The sequence below is a fragment of the Streptomyces sp. NPDC087428 genome (assembly GCF_044744085.1).
GTDB lineage: Bacteria > Actinomycetota > Actinomycetes > Streptomycetales > Streptomycetaceae > Streptomyces.
Map to the genome: position 1 here is coordinate 127918 of NZ_JBIUXR010000011.1, position 17693 is coordinate 145610.

12 protein-coding genes are annotated in these 17693 nt (G+C 72.8%); 4 read left to right on the top strand and 8 right to left on the bottom strand.

Going from position 1 to position 17693, the window contains the following annotated elements; genetic code table 11:
• Positions 1–23: 23 nt before the first annotated feature.
• Entirely contained in the window at positions 24–1190 is a 1167-nt protein-coding gene (locus tag ACIO3R_RS24215; protein WP_402108586.1) for an exonuclease SbcCD subunit D, read from the top strand.
• Positions 1187–4249: an AAA family ATPase gene (locus tag ACIO3R_RS24220; protein ID WP_402108588.1), complete on the top strand. Its 3063-nt coding sequence runs from the start codon at positions 1187–1189 to the stop codon at positions 4247–4249. The genes ACIO3R_RS24215 and ACIO3R_RS24220 overlap by 4 nt, the downstream gene beginning before the upstream one ends.
• On the opposite strand, the gene ACIO3R_RS24225 is transcribed toward ACIO3R_RS24220, so the two are convergent.
• Positions 4239–4685, bottom strand: coding sequence for an Lrp/AsnC family transcriptional regulator (locus ACIO3R_RS24225; RefSeq protein ID WP_385042005.1), 447 nt, complete (start codon positions 4683–4685; stop codon positions 4239–4241). The genes ACIO3R_RS24220 and ACIO3R_RS24225 overlap by 11 nt on opposite strands.
• A gap of 93 nt (positions 4686–4778) precedes the next feature.
• Here ACIO3R_RS24225 and ACIO3R_RS24230 point away from each other — a divergent pair, with 93 nt between their 5' ends.
• Entirely contained in the window at positions 4779–5267 is a 489-nt protein-coding gene (locus ACIO3R_RS24230; protein ID WP_402108590.1) for a rhodanese-like domain-containing protein, read from the top strand.
• 48 nt (positions 5268–5315) lie between these two features.
• Here ACIO3R_RS24230 and ACIO3R_RS24235 read toward each other — a convergent pair whose 3' ends face one another.
• Positions 5316–7001, bottom strand: coding sequence for a DUF885 domain-containing protein (locus ACIO3R_RS24235; RefSeq protein ID WP_402108593.1), 1686 nt, complete (start codon positions 6999–7001; stop codon positions 5316–5318).
• A 38-nt stretch (positions 7002–7039) separates the two neighbouring features.
• On the bottom strand, positions 7040–7558 hold the full coding sequence (locus ACIO3R_RS24240; protein WP_385027906.1) for an Lrp/AsnC family transcriptional regulator: 519 nt from the start codon (positions 7556–7558) through the stop codon (positions 7040–7042).
• Positions 7559–7617: 59 nt separating this feature from the next.
• Between ACIO3R_RS24240 and ACIO3R_RS24245 the strand changes: the two genes are divergently transcribed.
• Positions 7618–8865, top strand: coding sequence for a trans-sulfuration enzyme family protein (locus ACIO3R_RS24245; protein ID WP_402108595.1), 1248 nt, complete (start codon positions 7618–7620; stop codon positions 8863–8865).
• Here the strand turns inward: ACIO3R_RS24245 and ACIO3R_RS24250 are convergent.
• The 5 genes from ACIO3R_RS24250 to ACIO3R_RS24270 form a co-directional block, all read right to left on the bottom strand.
• Entirely contained in the window at positions 8795–10210 is a 1416-nt protein-coding gene (locus tag ACIO3R_RS24250) for a GNAT family N-acetyltransferase (RefSeq protein WP_402108598.1), read from the bottom strand. The genes ACIO3R_RS24245 and ACIO3R_RS24250 overlap by 71 nt on opposite strands.
• Positions 10211–10345: 135 nt before the next feature.
• Complete coding sequence (locus ACIO3R_RS24255; RefSeq protein WP_402108600.1) at positions 10346–13009, bottom strand: DUF6493 family protein; 2664 nt, start codon at positions 13007–13009, stop codon at positions 10346–10348.
• Positions 13006–14379: an SWIM zinc finger family protein gene (locus ACIO3R_RS24260; RefSeq protein WP_385027918.1), complete on the bottom strand. Its 1374-nt coding sequence runs from the start codon at positions 14377–14379 to the stop codon at positions 13006–13008. Before ACIO3R_RS24260 ends, ACIO3R_RS24255 begins: the two co-directional genes overlap by 4 nt.
• Before the next feature lie 121 nt (positions 14380–14500).
• Positions 14501–16081, bottom strand: a complete 1581-nt coding sequence (locus tag ACIO3R_RS24265) for an alkaline phosphatase D family protein (protein WP_402108603.1) — start codon at positions 16079–16081, stop codon at positions 14501–14503.
• Between the two features lie 124 nt (positions 16082–16205).
• Positions 16206–17663, bottom strand: a complete 1458-nt coding sequence (locus tag ACIO3R_RS24270) for a PLP-dependent aminotransferase family protein (RefSeq protein WP_402108606.1) — start codon at positions 17661–17663, stop codon at positions 16206–16208.
• Between the last annotated feature and the right edge of the window lie 30 nt (positions 17664–17693).

Below are 17693 nucleotides of genomic sequence, written 5' to 3' on the forward strand. Positions count from 1 at the left end.
AACATGCAGGTCGGAGCCTGGTCTTGAGGATTTTGCACACATCGGACTGGCACCTTGGGCGGTCGTTCCACCGGGTCTCGCTGCTCGATGCCCAGGCCGCCTACCTCGACCACCTGGTGGCGACGGTCCGTGACCACGAGGTCGATGCCGTACTGGTGGCGGGTGATGTGTACGACAGGGCGGTGCCGCCGCTCTCCGCCGTCCAGCTCTTCGACGACGCGCTGCACCGGCTCGCCGCGGCCGGTGTCCCCACCGTGATGATCTCCGGGAACCACGACTCGGCCCGCCGGCTCGGCGTCGGCGCCGGACTCATCGGGCGGGCCGGCATCCACCTGCGTACCGATCCCGCGCACTGCGGTACCCCGGTCGTGCTCGCGGACGCGCACGGCGACGTGGCGTTCTACGGGCTCCCGTACCTGGAACCCGCCCTCGTCAAGGATCTGTTCAAGGCCGAGCGGTCCGGGCACGAGGCCGTGCTGACCGCCGCCATGGACCAGGTCCGCGCCGACCTCGGGACGCGGGCGGACACCACCCGCTCAGTCGTCCTCGCCCACGCCTTCGTCGCGGGCGGCGAGCCGAGCGACAGCGAACGCGACATCACCGTCGGCGGGGTGGCATCGGTCCCCGCCGGGGTCTTCGACGGTGTCGACTACGTGGCGCTGGGACATCTGCACGGCTGCCAGACCGTCACCGAACGCGTCCGGTACTCCGGGTCCCCGCTCGCCTACTCCTTCTCCGAGGCCGACCACCGCAAGACGATGTGGCTGATCGACCTGGACGCCGCGGGTGCGATCGACGCGCGACGGATCGAGTGCCCGGTGCCCCGCCCGCTCGCCAGGCTCCGCGGCCGTCTCGACACCCTCCTCGACGACCCGGCCCTGGACCGGCACGAACTCTCCTGGGTGGAGGCCACCCTCACCGACCCCGTCCGCCCGGCCGAGCCGATGGCCCGCCTCGCCGAGCGGTTCCCGCACACGCTCAGCCTCGCCTTCGAACCGGAACGGGCCCCCGAGGACCCGCGGAGCTCCTACGCCGAGCGGCTGCGCGGACGCGACGACCAGAGCATCGCGGAGGACTTCGTGGCCCATGTCCGCGGCGGGTACGGCATCGACGAGCCGGAGCGGACGGTGCTGCGCGGCGCCTTCGAGCACGTACGGGTCGACGACAGCGTGCGCGAGGTGAACCGATGAGGCTCCACAGGCTCGGCATCACCGCCTTCGGACCGTTCGGCGCCACCGAGGAGATCGACTTCGACGCGCTCTGCGCGGCCGGGATCTTCCTGCTGCACGGACCGACCGGCGCCGGCAAGACCTCGGTCCTCGACGCCGTCTGCTACGGACTGTACGGCGCCGTGCCCGGCGCCCGGCAGAGCCCCGGGACCTCCCTGCGCAGCGACCACGCCCCACCGGACCTGCTGACCGAGATCCGGCTCGAACTCACCGTCGGCGGACGCCGCCTGGAGATCACCCGGAGCCCCGCCCAGACCCGCCCCAAGAAGAAGGGCGACGGCTACACCACGGAGAAGGCGCAGAGCCGGCTGCGCGAGTACGTCCCCGACGAGGGGTGGCGGGCGCTGAGCCGCTCGAACCAGGAGATCGGCGAGGAGATCACCCAGCTCATCGGGATGAGCCGGGACCAGTTCTGTCAGGTGGTCCTCCTGCCGCAGGGCGATTTCGCCCGCTTCCTGCGCGCCGACGCCGAGGCGCGCGGCAAACTGCTCGGCCGGCTCTTCGACACCCGTCGCTTCGCCGCCGTCGAGGAGCACCTCGCCGAGCTGCGCCGGGCCGCCGGGACACAGGTGAGGGCCGGGGACGAGAGGATCCTCGCCATCGCCCAGCGGATTGCCCAGGCGGCAGGGCCCGCCGCGAGCGAGTGCCCGCTGCCCGGCATCCAGCCGGGCGAACCGGGGCTCGCGGACGCCGTACTGGAATGGGCCGCGACGGCGCGCAGCAGCGCCCGGGAACGCCTCGACATCGCCGCGTCGGTGCTGAGCGCGGCGGAGAGCCGGCAGACGGCCGCCCGGCTGGCCCTGGACACCGCACGCGAACTGGCCGGACTCCAGCAGCGGTACGAGGAGACCCGGCGGCGCGCCACCGCGGTGGAGGCCGGCCGCGCCGGGCACGATCAGGCACAGGAGCGGCTGAAGCGTGCCCGCAAGGCGGATCTCGTCGCCCCCGCGCTGGAGCTTCGCGAGGAGGCCGACCGGGCGCACCGGCGGGCGGACGCGGCCCGTGACCGCTCCCGGGCCGGACTGCCCGGCGACCTGGCCGACGCGGGTGCCGAACAGCTGACGGCGCTGGAACGCAGACTCCGTGAGGAACTCGGCGGTCTGGACGCCGCACGTCGTGCCGAACGGCGCGGCGCCGAGATCGACAGCGAACGGACCGCGCTGGAACGGCAGGCCCGCGCGGACGACGAACTGATCCGGGACGCCGAGAGCTGGCTGGCCGGCTGGGAAACCACCCGGAACCGTCTGCACACCCGCATCGAGGCGGCCCAGGAAGCGGCGACCCGCGCCGAACTCCTCGCCGGCAGGCTCGACCCGGCCCGCCGCCGTCTGGACGCGGCCCGGCGCAGGGACGCGCTGGCCGCACGGGTGTCGGACGCAGAGGAGCGCCTCGGTGCGGCCCGGGAGCGTGCCCTCGCCACCGGCGAGGCCTGGCTCGGCCTGCGCGAACGGCGGCTGCGCGACATCGCGGCGGAGCTCGCCCGGGAACTGGCCGACGGCGAGGCCTGCGCGGTCTGCGGCTCGCCCGACCACCCGCTGCCCGCCCGTGCCGGCGACGGACACGTCGACCAGGCCGTGGAGGACGCCGCGGAGGCCGCCCACCGGCGTGCGGAACAGGCGCGCACCGAGGCGGAGCACGCGCTCGCGGCCGAACGTGAGCGCCATGCGGCGGCTCGTGCGGAGGCCGCGGAGACCGGGGACGGGCAGGCCGCGGACGCGGCGGGCGGCCGGGACCGGGCGGCCGAGCCGACGGTCGGAGCGCTCACCGATCTGGTGGACACACTGACCCGGGAGCACACCGAGGCCTACCGGACCGCCACCGGGACGCACGCGGCGCGCGAAGCCCTCGCGGCCGCCGAACGCGAGCAGGAACAGCGGGCCGGGGCCCGGCAGCAGGCCGAACGCCGGGCCGCGGCCCGTACCTCCAGGCGCGAAGGGCTCGACGCCGAACAGACAGCCCTGGAAGAGGTGCTGGCACAGGCCCGCGGCGCGGCGGGCAGCGTCACCGAGCACGCCGCCCTCCTTCAGCACCGGGTCGCCCTGCTCGTCGAGGCGGCCGCGACGCTGCGCGAGGAGGAGAGCGCGGCGGCGCGGCTGAAGGAGGCCGACGACCGGCTCGCCGACGCGGCGTTCCGGGCTGGTTTCGACACCCCGCAGGACGCCGCCGGGACGATGCTCCCCGACTCCCGGCAGCGAGAGCTCCAGCACCGGATCGACGCCTGGCAGGCCGAGGCCGCGGCGGTCGCCGACCGGCTCGCCGAGACGGAAGCCCGCGCCGCCGCCGGCCGGCCCCCGGCCGCCCCGGATGCCGCGCAGCCGGTGTTCGACACGGCCGAGCGGCTGCTGCGGGCCGCGGCGGGCGCCCACGCCGCGGCGCGGGAGCGCTGCACCGAACTCGGCAGGCTGTCCCGGCGCGCGGCGGACGAGGTACGCGCACTGGGCCCGGTACGCGAGGAGTACGAGCGGATCGCACGGCTCGCCGGGCTCACCGCCGGAACCTCGGCGGACAACGAACGCAAGATGCGGCTGGAGTCCTACGTCCTGGCGGCCCGTCTCGAACAGGTGGCGGCGGCCGCCACCGCCCGGCTGCGGCGGATGTCGTCCGGCCGGTACACCCTGGTCCACTCCGACGCCCGCACCGGTGGCCGCAGGGCCGGGCTCGGACTGCACGTCATCGACGCCTGGACCGGCCGTGAACGCGACACGGCCACGCTCTCCGGCGGTGAGACGTTCTTCGCCTCGCTCGCCCTGGCACTCGGCCTCGCCGACGTGGTCACCGACGAGGCCGGCGGCGTACGCCTGGACACTCTCTTCATCGACGAGGGTTTCGGCAGCCTGGACGACCAGACCCTCGACGAGGTGCTCGACGTGCTGGACTCGCTGCGGGAGCGGGACCGCAGCGTCGGCATCGTCAGCCATGTCGCGGACCTGCGCCGGCGCATCCCGGCCCAGCTCGAAGTGGTGAAGGAACGCCACGGATCCGCGGTGCGCCACCGGGCTGCGGACGGGGTCAGCGGCTGACCGCCCGCCGCGGCAGCGGCGAGGAGTAGACGACGCTCGTGGTGACGGACCCCAGCGCACCGATCTTTCCGGACACCGCCTCCAGATGGCTCATGGAGCGGGCCGTCACCTTCAGTACGAAACAGTCGTCGCCGGTGACATGGTGGGCCTCCAGGATCTCCGGCGTGGCGTCGAGGAGATCGTGGAACGGCTTGTAGTTGCCGTTCGGGTAACGCAGCCGGACGAAGGCGAGAATCGGCAGCCCGAGCCGCTCCGGGTCGACCACCGCCGCGTACCCGCTGATGATTCCGGCCTCCTCCAGCCTGCGCACCCGCTCCGTCACGGCGCTCGACGACATTGCCACCGCCCGTGCGAGCTCCGCGAACGTGGCGCGGCCCTCGCGCTGAAGGACATCGAGGATGCGCCAGTCGGTGTCATCCGGGGAATAGTCGGTCATACGTCGAGAGAACAGTGAAATGCCCGGCGGATCAAGTCCTCTGCCGGGGATCTCATCTTCCGGCAGGGTGCCTTCGGCCATAGGTTTTCGACCATGACATCGCAGCCCGCCACCACTGCCGGCCACCCCGTGCTCCGGGTGCCGCCCGCAGCTCCGGCCGCGGCCGCCGCCCACTTCGCGGCCTCGCTCGCCCTCCACACCGATGCCTCCGACGTCGCCGCCGCGCTGGCGGCCGGCGGTGACCCCGGCTTCGTACTCCTCGACGCCCGCTCCACCGCCTCCTGGGACCAGGGGCACATTCCCGGTGCGGTCCACCTGCCGACGGCGCTCATCACCGAGCGGGCACCCGAACTGCTCGACCCGGCCGTGCCCGTGGTCACCTACTGCTGGGGGCCCGGCTGCAACGGTGCCACCCGGGCCGCGCTCGCCCTCGCCGAACTCGGTTACCGGGTCAAGGAGATGCTCGGCGGCTTCGAGTACTGGGTGCGCGAGGGCTTCGGGTTCGAGACCCGGCAGGGGCCCGGCCGGCGCGGGGCCGACCCACTCACCGCGCCGGCCAGCTCCGAGGACTGCGGCTGCTGACAACGGCGGGCCGGACCGGGGTGTCCCGGGCCCGGCCCGCCGGTCCGGTCAGAGCTTCGACAGCTCGTCGACCAGATCGTCCAGACCCAGCGGCCCCTGAGAAAGGGCGGCCATGTGCCAGGACTTGAGGTCGAAGGAGTCCCCGTGCGCCGCGCGGGCGTTCTCCCGGCCGAGCAGCCAGGCGCGTTCACCCAGCTTGTAGCCGATGGCCTGTCCCGGCATCGAGAGGTAGCGGGTCAGCTCGCTCTCCACGAAGTCGGCGGGCCGGCCGCTGTGGTTGCCGAAGAACTCCTGGGCCAGCTCGGGCGTCCACCGCTCACCGGGGTGGAACGGGGAGTCGGCCGGGATCTCCAGCTCCAGGTGCATGCCGATGTCCACGATCACCCGGCAGGCGCGCATCATCTGCGCGTCCAGGTATCCCAGGCGGCGCTCGGCGTCGGGGAGGAAGCCCAGCTCGTCCATCAGCCGCTCCGCGTACAGCGCCCAGCCCTCCGCGTTGGCGCTGACGATGCCGATGGACGCCTGGTAGCGCGAGAGGCTCTCGGCGACGTGGGCCCACTGGGCGAGCTGGAGGTGATGACCGGGGACACCCTCGTGGTACCAGGTGGAGACCAGGTCGTACACCGGGAACCGGGTCTCGCCCATGGTCGGCAGCCAGGTGCGGCCGGGGCGGGAGAAGTCCTCGGACGGACCCGTGTAGTACGGCGCCGCGGCGCCGCCGGGCGGGGCGATCCGGGACTCCACCCTGCGGACCCGCTCGGCGAGTTCGAAGTGCGTGCCGTCCAGGGCCTCGATCGCCTCGTCCATCAGCCCCTGCAGCCACGCCTGGACCTCGTCGACCCCCTCGATGTGCTTGCCGTGCACATCGAGATGGGCCAGCGCCTCCCAGGGGCCCGCGCCGGGCAGCACCTTCTCGGCCTCGGTCCGCATCTCGGCGAGCAGCCGGTGGTACTCGGACCAGCCGTAGGCGTACGCCTCGTCGAGGTCGAGGTCGGTGCCGTTGAAGTAGCGCGACCAGCGGGCGTACCGCTCACGCCCCACCACCTCGGGTGCGCCCTCGATGGCGGGGGCGTACACCTCGCGCATCCACTGCCGCAGCTCCTCCAGCGCCTGCGCGGCCTGCCGGGCACCGTCGTCGAGACCGGTGCGCAGGGCGGCCGGGCCCGCGGCGGCGAAGTCCTGGAAGAACCCCGACGTACCGTCGCCGACCCACTCGTCGAGCTGGTCGATGAAGGTGGCCGTGGCGCGCGGACTGCCGTGGAGCTTGCGCTCCAGACCGAGCGCGAGCGACTCCCGGTAGCCGGCGAGCGCGGCCGGAACCGCACGGAGCCGGTCGACGACCGCCGCCCAGTCCTCGTCCGTCTCGGTGGGCGTCACGGTGAACACCTCACGGACCGAGTGCGCCGGGGAGTGCAGGTTGGAGACGGCACGCAGCGACTCATCGGCCTCGTGGACGGCGAGTTCGGCCGTCAGCCGCTCGCGCAGGAGGCGGCCGCAACGGCGCTCGGTGTCGTCGGCCGCACCGGGCAGCTGTTCCGCGGCGTCCAGCCGGGCGAGCGTGGCGCGAGCCAGTTCGGCCAGCGCTTCCTGGCCGGCGGGGGAGAAGTCGGGAAGGCGGCGCGAGCTTTCCGCGACACCGAGAAAGGTGCCGGAAATCGGGTCGAGCCGGATGAACGCGTCGACGTAGGCGTCGGCGACCTGGCGGGGCAGCGCGCTGCTAGGAGTGTCTGACATGTGGACATCCTCATACGGAGAGGGGCCTCCCGTCACCATCAATCGGGCTCTGAGGCCTGACATGTGCCCGGCCCGGCCGTTGGGGCCGAGGGGGGCAGCAGCGGTCCGCACTCCCACTGCTGGAAGATCAGCCTGGTCTCCACCCGGGCCACTTCGCGGCGCGAGGTGAACTCGTCCAGCACCAGCCGTTGCAGGTCGGCCGTATCGGAAACGGCGACATGGACCAGATAGTCGTCGGGACCGGTCAGGTGGAAGAGCGCCCGGGACTCGGGCAGCGTCCTGATCCGCTCGACGAACGGGCCGATGAGCTCTCTGCGGTGCGGCCGGACCTGCACGGACAGCAGGGCCTCCAGGCCGCGTCCCATTCTGGCCGGATCCAGTCGCAGCTGGTGCCCGAGGATGACGCCCGTGCGGCGCATCCGGGTGACCCGGTCCAGGCAGGTCGACGGGGCGACCCCGACCTCGGCTGCGAGATCGCGGTAGGTGGTCCGGGCATCGTTCTGCAGCAGGCGCAGAATGTGCAGATCCACCGTGTCCAGAGCGATGGAATCGGTCATCCACCGAACGTAGCACGGGGTTTGGTCCGGATCTCCCGGCCTGTGTTCAGACTGGTGACATGGACACCGAATCCTCGATGGCGCCCTCGACGACAACCCGGTCCAGGGCGCTTGCCACCGAAGCCGTGCACGCCGGACGCGACGACCTCGCGGCTCTCGGCCTGCACGCCCCGCCGATCGACCTGTCCACCACCTACCCCTCGTACGACTCCAGGGGCGAGGCGGCGCGGATCGACTCCTTCGCCACCACCGGCGCCCGGCTCGACGGGCCGCCGGTCTACGCCCGGCTCGACAACCCGACCACCGCCCGGTTCGAGACGGCCCTGGCCCGGCTCGAAGGGGCCGCGAGCGCCGTGGCGTTCGCCAGCGGCATGGCGGCGCTCACCGCCGTCCTGCTGGCCCGCGCGAGCATCGGACTGCGCCATGTGGTGGCGGTCCGCCCGCTGTACGGCTGCAGCGACCACCTGCTCGGCGCCGGGCTGCTGGGCACCGAGGTGACCTGGACCGACCCGGCGGGCATCGCCGACGCGATCCGGCCCGACACGGGCCTGGTCATCGTCGAGACGCCCGCCAATCCGACGCTCAAAGAGGTGGACATCCGGGCGGTCGCGCACTCCTGCGGCTCCGTGCCGCTGCTCGTCGACAACACCTTCGCGACACCGGTGCTCCAGCGGCCCGTCGAGCACGGCGCGCGGTTCGTGCTGCACAGCGCGACGAAGTACCTGGGGGGCCACGGGGACGTGATGGGCGGGGTCGTCGCCTGCGACGAGGAGTTCGCCGCCCGGCTGCGCCAGGTGCGCTTCGCCACTGGCGGCGTGCTGCATCCGATGGCCGGGTACCTGCTGCTGCGCGGTCTGTCCACGCTGCCGGTACGGGTGCGGGCCGCGTCCGCGAGCGCCGCGGAACTCTCCCGCAGGCTGGCCGCCGACCCGCGGATCGCCCGCGTCCACTACCCGGAACTGGGCGGTGCGATGGTTTCCTTCGAGGTCTTCGGGGACCCGCACCGGGTGATCGCCGGGGTACGGCTCATCACGCCCGCCGTCAGTCTCGGCAGCGTGGACAGCCTGATCCAGCACCCCGCCTCCATCAGCCACCGCATTGTGGACGAGGGAGACCGGCAGGCGTCGGGGGTCGGTGACCGGCTGCTGCGGATGTCGGTCGGCCTGGAGGACGTCGAGGACATCTGGGCCGATCTCTGTCAGGCGCTGAGCGGTGAGGAGCCCGTACGCCAGGGCTTCAGTGGTGTGCCTGCTGGTGCGGGGGCAGGGGCAGGGCCCGTACCGGAGCCGCGTTCAGCCGGGCGGTGATCACCAGCGTGCCTTCCTCGATCTGGTAGTCGAGCGGCAGCGAGAGCGCTCGCATGGCGGCGACCATGCCGGTGTTGGACGCCTGGGTGACGGCGTAGACGCTCTCGCAGCCGGCCTCGACGGCGAGGGCAACCAGGCGGGCGAGCAGCTCGGAGCCGATGCCCCGGCGCTGCCAGTCGTCCTCGACGAGCAGGGCGACCTCGGTCTCGTCGCCGTCCCAGAGCAGATGGCCGAGGGCCACCAGCCGGCCGGAGGCCGTCTGCACGGCGAGTGTGCGGCCGAATCGGGGGCTCAGCAGGTGGTCGAGATAGCGGTCGGCGTCGCGGACCGGGCCGTGGTAGCGCAGCCGCAGCGTCTGCTCCGAGCAGCGGTCGTGCATGGCTCGGGCCGCTTCGAGATCGGCGCTGTCCGCCCGGCGTACGGTGATCTCGTTGCCCTCTGGCAGCGTGAGCACGTGCTCGCTGCGCGGAACACGGGGGCCCAGCCGGGCGTCGAGCTCGACCAGGGCGCGCGCCCTGGCGAACTCCGTGGGAGTGAACGGGAGATAGGACCGCTCGACGGTGATGACGCCGCCCGACGGGTCACGCAGCCGCATCACCGTCTCCTCCAGCACCCCTTCGACGGGCGCGGTCTCCCCGGTCGCGCGTCCGGTGATCGAGACGGCGGGCAGCGAGTGGATGGTGCACCGGCCGAGCAGCTGGCGCAGGGCGAGGGGGAGTTCCGCTGCGTCCAGCGCGGTGCGGGTGGCGAGGCCGAGCACCCTGGTCGGAGCGTCCACCAGGTCGTGGGCGTCGGCGCGCTCGATCCAGGTGGAGCTGCCGCCCGCGGCGGAGATCGCCCGGGTCAGCTGCGCTGCCGGAAGCGTGGCGGGGGCGCGCAGGAGGAACTCGTCGACCGTGCCCTGTGCCAGTGGGTGCGTCTGCAGGGTGAGGATGTCGATCCGGTGCTCGGCCAGGACGATGCAGAGCGCCGCCAGGCTGCCGGGGGCGTCCCTGACGGTGGTACGCATCCGCCACAGCGCCGTCTCCCCGGACCCGGTAACCGGCGCCGGGCAGACGCCCGCCGCAAGCGGCTGCGTGGCGGAGCCGTGCGGGTTGGACGCCCCTGCGGAATCCGGCGGTGGCGCGTGGCTGTGCCGCCGCGCCCACCAGGTGTGGAACGCGGCAGTCGCGGTCAGCGCCAGGGCCGAGGCGATGAGCAGATACGGCCCGTCCGGCTGGTGCCCGATCAGGTTGGCGATCGCGTCGGCAACGGCGACCGCGGTGAACAGTGCGGCGAGTTCGATGAGATCCCGTCGCCAGTGGTGGGGGCGGCGGGAACTCTTCGCGGATGTCACATCAGTCATGCCTTCACTGTGACGGAGTGGTGTTGCCTGATCACGAACGACTTGTGACCGATGGGTTAAGTGTGCATCTGGTCGCCTATCATCTGTTTTTGGCCGGTTGACCAGGGTGTTCGAGCCGCCATGCCCGGTGAGGGCTCACGCAGCCGCCCGGCCCCAGGCGGCCTCCAGCCGCGCCGCCTGCCGCACCAACTGCGTCGACCCGCCACGCGCGGCGGCCGTGCCGAGGCCGGCTATCGGCCCGGTCTTCGGCGGGCCACCGTGCTCCGCGCACTCCGCGGCCACGGCGAGCAGGTCACTCAGTCCCCGGGGAGCACGCTCGCGGGACAGCAGCGCGGGCAGCACCGGGACCAGGACGGAGAGCACGGTTCGGTACGCGCCGGTGGCCGCGGCGGCAGCCGCCGAGCTCGCCAGCCGTCCGGGTTTCACCAGCTCCCGGTCGATGAGCACGGTCAGCTCCTTGCCGAGCAGCGCCGCATCCAGGCGGCCCCGGGCGGCGAGGAGCAGCAGGGCGTCCACCGCCGACAGCCGGTCCTCCGGGTAGCGGGCCCCGAGACCGTACGCCAGTGCGAGATGAATGGCGCCCGCAACGGGTCCTCCGGTCTCGACGAGAGCCGGCAGGGGCCAGGCGCCCCCGCGCTGTTCCTCGACGCACGTGGTGATGGAAGGAAGCAGCCAGGCCGCCAGTGTCTCGCCGTCCTCCGGCAGTGCGGCCATCCCTTGCGGGGCACTGGTCGCCCAGTGGTAGCAGCTCTGCTGCGTGGGGGAGTGCGGTCGCCCGAGCCAGTGGAAGGCGCGGGGGAACTCCTGCTGGATGACGCGGCGTTCCCTGGTGGCCAGGAGGATGCGCCGCGCCCCCGTCGCCGACTGCTGGAACCAGCCCTGGGGCACGGGTACTTCGGCCTCCACGTGGCGGCGGAGCACCGGTGCCACCGGTTCGTCCGCCCGGATCCACGCGGCCAGCCGGTCGCCCTCCACGGTGCCGAGCCTGGCGGCCTGATCGGCGGCCTCGTGACCATCGCCGCGCCGGACGCGCAGCAGGGCCTGGGAGAAGTCGGCGGGCCCCGGCTCGATCCCCAGCTCCTGATAGCGGCGCAGCCGGCCGACCAGCTCCACCGGGTCCAGGGACCCGGTGTGCCAGGTGGGCGTCGCCAGCAGGAAGGGCAGTTCCCCGGTCCGTACCGCGGCGGCGGCCTCCCACAGCCGTGCGTACAGCACGCCGTCGAGGGCGGCGTGGAAGCAGGCGCCCGTCCCCGTCCCTCGGGCCCGGCCCTGGGCTATCGCCCGTTCGGAGATCCGTCCGAGGAGAGACGCGGCGACGAGGTGCCGGCCGTCGTGATTCCTGCCGAACCGCCGGTCGATCTCGTCCTGCTCACCGGCCCCCGCCCACCACTGCCCGGCGAGCGCCGGGCGCAGAGCTTCGGTCAGGGCCGTCCGGTCCGTGTGGGCGCACCGGATCAGTCCGTCCAGAGTCCGTTCGAAGTCGGTGACCTCCCAGGACCCGGACCGCGCCAGGGCGACCACGTCCTCGACGAGCTCGGCCGTGTTCTCCGGCGCCGGGGCGAGACGCCGTGGGACGGGGGCCGGTGGCAGGATCTCCTCGTAGGCGTCGCCGGCCGGCTCCGCGTCGAGCAGATCACCGAACACCGAGAGGGCCGCCGAACGGTGCACCGGCCCCAACTGGGCTGCCATGTGCGCCAGTTCCTGGTGGGCGGTGGACGGGATCGAGGGAAGGTGGCGGGCGGCGAGCTTGAGCGCGCGCTCCTGGATCCCGATGTCCGGGTGTCCGAACGCCTCGGCGACCACGGGCAGCAGCTGTCCGGCCACCGACGGGTTGCGGCGCAGCACCTTTCCCAGCAGCACCAGTTGGGAAGTGACCAGCTTCTTCTCCGTACGGAAGAGCACCGCACCCGAGACGTCGGCCAGCTGAGCGACGGACAGCCTGTTGTGACCGTCCAGCCGGGCGAGTACCTCCTGTGCGTGTCCGGCCACCGGCGACGGGCCGTCCGCGGCCATGGCGATCCAGTCCGCGACCCGCTCGGCCTCCTCCTGGACCGTGGGTTCGAGACCACGCAGCAGCAGCAGACAGAAGCGCAGGTCGGCGGTCTTCCCGCCGCGCAGCAGGCGGGTGGTGCAGCGGTCGAGGAGAAGGGTTCGGTCCAGCAGGCCCTCTGCGGCGAGGGCCGTCAGCGCGGACGGCCAGTGGGCACCCTGGTCCGCATCGCCGCTCCAGGCCACTGACGCGGGCAGTTCAGGCATGTCCATGAGGTGGGGCGCCAGTACGTCGAGGTGTGGTTCGGTGCGCAGGATGTCGGTCAGCGGCGGGTGCGGCCGCCGCTGCCATCGCGACCCGCTGACGCGCTCCGCCCAGCCACGGACGATGCCGTCGGAGACGGGCAGCGGGCAGTCCGCCATCCGGACCAGTTCGAGCACGAGCCGGTACTCTGCCTCGGACTCGATGGAGCGAGCAGCCAGCCGTCGGGCGAGGTCGGCGAGCCAGGCCGGATCGCGGTCGGCCAGCACTTCCAGCACCCACGGGTAGGGGGTACGCGCCCACTCGCGCAGCTCCCGGGCCCCGATCCAGGTCGCGCAACCCGCGGCTCCGGTGTGGCAGCCCGCACCGGCCACCAGTACGGCCTTCTGAGCCCTGGTGCGCTCGCGCCATTCCCACTCCCGCGCCTCCTTGCGTACCGCCTTCAACTCGGTCAGCGCCAGCCTGCGTTCGGGCCGGTCAAGCGGGGCGAGCAGGGCGGGAACGTCCCGATGGCGGCCTTCGCGCACGGCGATGAGCAGCTCCTTCATCGCGCACCCGCGGTGGCCGTCGCGCCCCGGCGGGTCATCCGGACCGCCAGTGCGTGTTTGCAGGGGCCGCGGCGGCCCCGGTAGTCGGCCCACCACTGACAGGTGCAGCTCAGCGCACCGGCCTTCTCGCGGACCTGGTAGCGGTGCTCGCCCGAGACCACGGCCGCCAGGTCGCCGTCGAGGACGACCGAACCGGACTCGGCGAGCTGTCGCGCGGCCACCAGCCGCGGATTGTGCCGTTCGGCCCGGTCCGCGTCGTACGGCAGTTCGCGGTGGAAGTAGGCCGCGTCCGCGAGGTCGTAGCCCACGCGGCCCGCCGTACCCAGCCGGACGAGCGCCGCCCGCACCCGTTCCACCGGCAGGCCCGACTGCTCGGCCAGGTCGGCCGGCTCGATCCGGGGCTCCCAGGCCAGGAGCACGGAGATCAGCTCGGCGTCGGCCGCGGCGTCATCGGTGGCGAGCGCCTCCAGCACTCCGCCCTCGCCCGAGAAGCCGCGGGAGGCCTCGGGCGACAGCGTCAGGGTGAGCCGCATCCCCGGGAGCACCACCTCCCAGGCACTCGCGGCGGCGGCGCCGTCGGCCACCGGGCCGTACACGCGCAGCGCCGTCGCGTGCCGGAGAACCCGCTGGAGCGAGACGAGCCGCTGCGGCCCCGGCAGACAGACGGCCCCCGCCACCGGCCTCGTCGTCGGTCGCAGGGTCTTCCCGGCGGGAAGCACCCACTGGGCGCCTCGCGACGCGTTGCCCGAGGAGCGGGGCAGCGACCGCAGGAACCGGACGGCCTCCGCCGCCGGGAGCTCGGCCCGCAGGTCGAAAGCGGCGGAGGCCACCTGCGCCTCGGCGAAGCCCCGCAGCCACCGGTCCGGCAACGGAACCTTCTTCTCCACGACGGGACCCTCCAGGGTGGTGACCGCCATCTCCTGCGGGCCCACCCGCAGATGCAGCGGATCGTCGCCCGCTATCCGTGAAAGCGCCTCGCGCAGCGGATTGTTCACATCCACATTGGTTGTGCCGTGACCCGTCCGGGCCCCGTCCAGGCCCTCCCGCAGTACGTCCAGCCGCGCGTACACCCCGCAGCAGCCGGAGAACGCTTCAAAGCGCAGCCGGTCGCCGTTTCCCGTCACCACCGGGTCGAGCGAGGACAGCAGCGTCCGCTGGTAGTAGCGCGCGGCCGCCACGTCGGCCACCGCGAGCAGCCCGCGGGCCGCGACCTGAGGAGAGGTGAGGAAACCCTCGAAGAACCGGGGATGGGGCTCGGCGCCGCGCGGCGTGAGCCCGCCCGCTGTCTCCAGACCGAGCAACTGCCCGGCCTGCGAGGACTTCAGAAGGGACGGACGTGAGTAGGCCAGCGCCTGAACGGATCGGGTCATGGAGAAAACGTTAGAACCCACCACTGACAACCGGTCCGGGGCGCTTTCGGGAGGCCGGGCGGAACTTCCGCTCCGCCCGGCCGCCCCACCCCGCCCCGGAGCCGCGGTCAGGGCCTCCCGCTCACTGCCCCACTCGCCCCGGCTGCAGCACCTTGCTGAACAGGACGGCGCCGCCCTGCGCCCGCAGCCGGACCGTCAGTTCGCCACTGTCCCCGTCGATATCGACCTCGCCGAAGAGGGGCGGGGTCTCCATCGGTGACATATTCGCCCGATCGGGGGCCTGAACGAACACCTGATCGGGTCCGAATGTGCCGTCGAGCGGATTGGAAGGAAACTGCCCGGCGGCCAACGGGCCCGTCACGAACTCCCAGAAGGGCGCGAAGTCCTTGAACGCCGCCCGCTCGGGGGCGTAGTGCTGGGCCGATGTGTAGTGCACGTCGGCTGTCAGCCAGACCGTGCCGGTGATCCGGTGGTGCTTGATGTACCGCAAGAGTTCGGCGATCTGCAGTTCGCGGCCGAGGGGTGCCCCGGGATCGCCCTGCGCCACCGCCTCGAAGTCCGTCGTGCCGTCCGCCACGACCAGGCCGAGCGGCATGTCCGCGGCGATCACCTTCCACACGGCCCTGGACCGGGAGAGTTCGCGTTCAAGCCAGGCCAACTGCGCGGAGCCAAGGATTCCGGTGGTGTCGTCGGGCTGCCGGCCGGGGGAGTTCGCGTTGCGGAAGGACCGCATGTCCAGCACGAACACATCGAGCAGCGGACCGTGCCGCACCACCCGGTGCACCCTGTCGGTACCCGACGGCTGGTGCGGTGTCGACACCGGGAAGTACTCGCGGAAGGCGCGCATCGAGCGGGCCGCGAGCACATCCACGTTCTTCTCGGTGTACCGGTCGTCGTCGAGGATCTGCCCGGGGTACCAGTTGTTGCGAACCTCGTGGTCGTCCCACTGGATGATCGAGGGCACCTGTGCGTTGAACTCCTTGAGGTTCTCGTCCAGGAGGTTGTAGCGGAAGTTGCCCCGGTACTCGGCCAGGGTCTCGGCGACCTTCGCCTTCTCGTCGGTGGTGATGTTGTGCCAGACACGGCCGTCGGGCAGCGGCACACTGGGCTCGATCACCCCGTCCGCGTAGATGTTGTCGCCGCTGCACAGGAAGAAGTCCGGGTCGAGGCGGCGCATTTCGTCGTACACCCGGTATCCGCCGATGTCCGGGTTGATGCCCCAGCCCTGTCCCGCGATGTCCCCGGACCACAGGAACCGCACTCCGTCCCGGCGTCGCGCCGGCGCGGTGCGGAAGGTCCCGTACACCGGTTCACCGGTGCGGCGAGGGTCGTCCGGGGAGGCGAGCGTCACCCGGTAGTGCACCTGCTCACCCGCCGGCAGACCGTACAGCGGTGTCGTCCCGGTGAAGTCCGAGCCGGGACCGAGCAGCGGACCGTGCCAGCGGCGCGGGCGGCGGAACGACTCGGTCGCCGACGTCTCCACCACCATCCGGGCCGGACGGTCGGAGCGCACCCACACGAGGGCGGAAGACGCCGTGACATCGCCCACCTGCACACCCCAGGCCGCGTCCGGCCGGCCCGACCGCGCGAAGGCGGGGGCCGCCGCGCCCACCGCGGGAAGGCTGAACGCGGCCGAGGCGGCGAGGGAACCACGCAGCACGGTACGGCGGCCGGGGGACGGAATTCGCGGACGGTACGGCATCGAAGCGCCTCCGGGGCAGCGGGTGGGGCGAGCGGTCCTGATCGACCCGGCCACCCTCGCGCCCGACGGAGACGGGCACACCAACGCCAGGTGAATACCCGGCCCCCGGAGTCATCGACGCCGATCAGTGAAGACCTCGCCGGGCCTCGGCCAGCAACCGCACACCACGCGCGATGTCCGCCGGCGCCAGGTGCGCGTACCCCAGCACCAGGTTCACGGAACGGTCCGCGGGACGCACGGTTCCGCAGTCGCTCATCAGCCGCAGCGCGATGCCGGCACCGGCGGCACGGGCGGCGAAACCGGCCTCGGGACCGTACCGTTCGGGCAGCCGGGCGATGATGTGGAGTCCCGCGGCGATACCGCTGACCTCGGTGCCGGGGAAGTGCTCGGCCAGTGCGGCGGTCAGGACGTCGCGGCGCTCCCGGTAGGCGCGCTGGCAGCGTCGCAGCTGACGGTCGTAGCCGCCCCGGGTGATGAAGTCGGCGAGTACCGCCTGGTCGACGGCAGGGTTGCCGAGATCCATCGTGCGTTTGCGGTCGACGATCTCGTCCGTCATCGACGCCGGTGCCAGCAGCCACCCCAGCCGCAGCCCGGGTGCCAGCGACTTGCTCACCGACCCGGTGTACGCCACGTGCTCCGGATCCAGACCCTGCAGGGCGCCCACGGGCGCCCTGTCGTAGCGGAAGTCACCGTCGTAATCGTCCTCCATGATCACCCCGTCGACGCTCCTCGCCCAGTCCAGGAGCAGACTGCGGCGGGCGGCGGAGTACGCGATTCCGGTGGGGAACTGATGGGCCGGGGTGGTCATCACGGCACGGACCCCGGAGCGCGCGAGCGGCTCGGTGGCCAGCCCTTCGTCATCGAGCGGCAGCCGGGAGGTGGCCAGCCCCGTCGAGGCGAAGAGAGAGGCGTGTTCGGGGCTCCCGGGATCCTCGACGCCGACCGTGCGCATACCGCGTTCCCGCAGCACGAATCCGAGCAGGGTCGTCGCCTGTGCCACGCCCGAACAGACGAGCACCCGTTCCGGATCGGCCACCACCCCGCGACGCCTCGTCAGCAGGGCCGCGAGGGCGATCCGCAGCTCGGGCAGCCCCCGCGGATCGGGATAGCCCAGGGCGCTGTGCGGCAGCCTGCCGAGCACCGAACGGTGCGTGGCGGCCCAGGCGCTGCGCGGAAAGAGCGAGAGGTCCGGGGTGCCGGGCCGGAAGTCGACGAGCGTGCCGGGGGCGCGCGGGGCGAGATCGTGGGCCCGGTCCGCCGCCGCCCGCACCGATCCGCTCACCCATGTTCCCGCCCCGCGCCCGCTGTGCAGATAGCTCTCGGCGGTCAGCTGCTCGTACGCCTCGGTGACCAGCCCGCGGGAGAGCCCGAGATCGGCGGCGAGTTCACGACTGGACGGAAGCCGGGTCCCCGGCGTCAGCCGGCCGGACCGGACCGCCTCGCGCAGCGCCGACTGTAGGGCGCGACCGCGCCCGCGGGCCGGGGCGGACGCCGCCGGAAGCAGCAGTTCCCACGCGGCGGAGACCGGCCCCCGGCCGCTGCCGCCACTGTCCGGTGCTGGATTGGTCCCCGAAGACGTCATGGAAGTGGACCTTAAGCCGGGCCGCCCGGC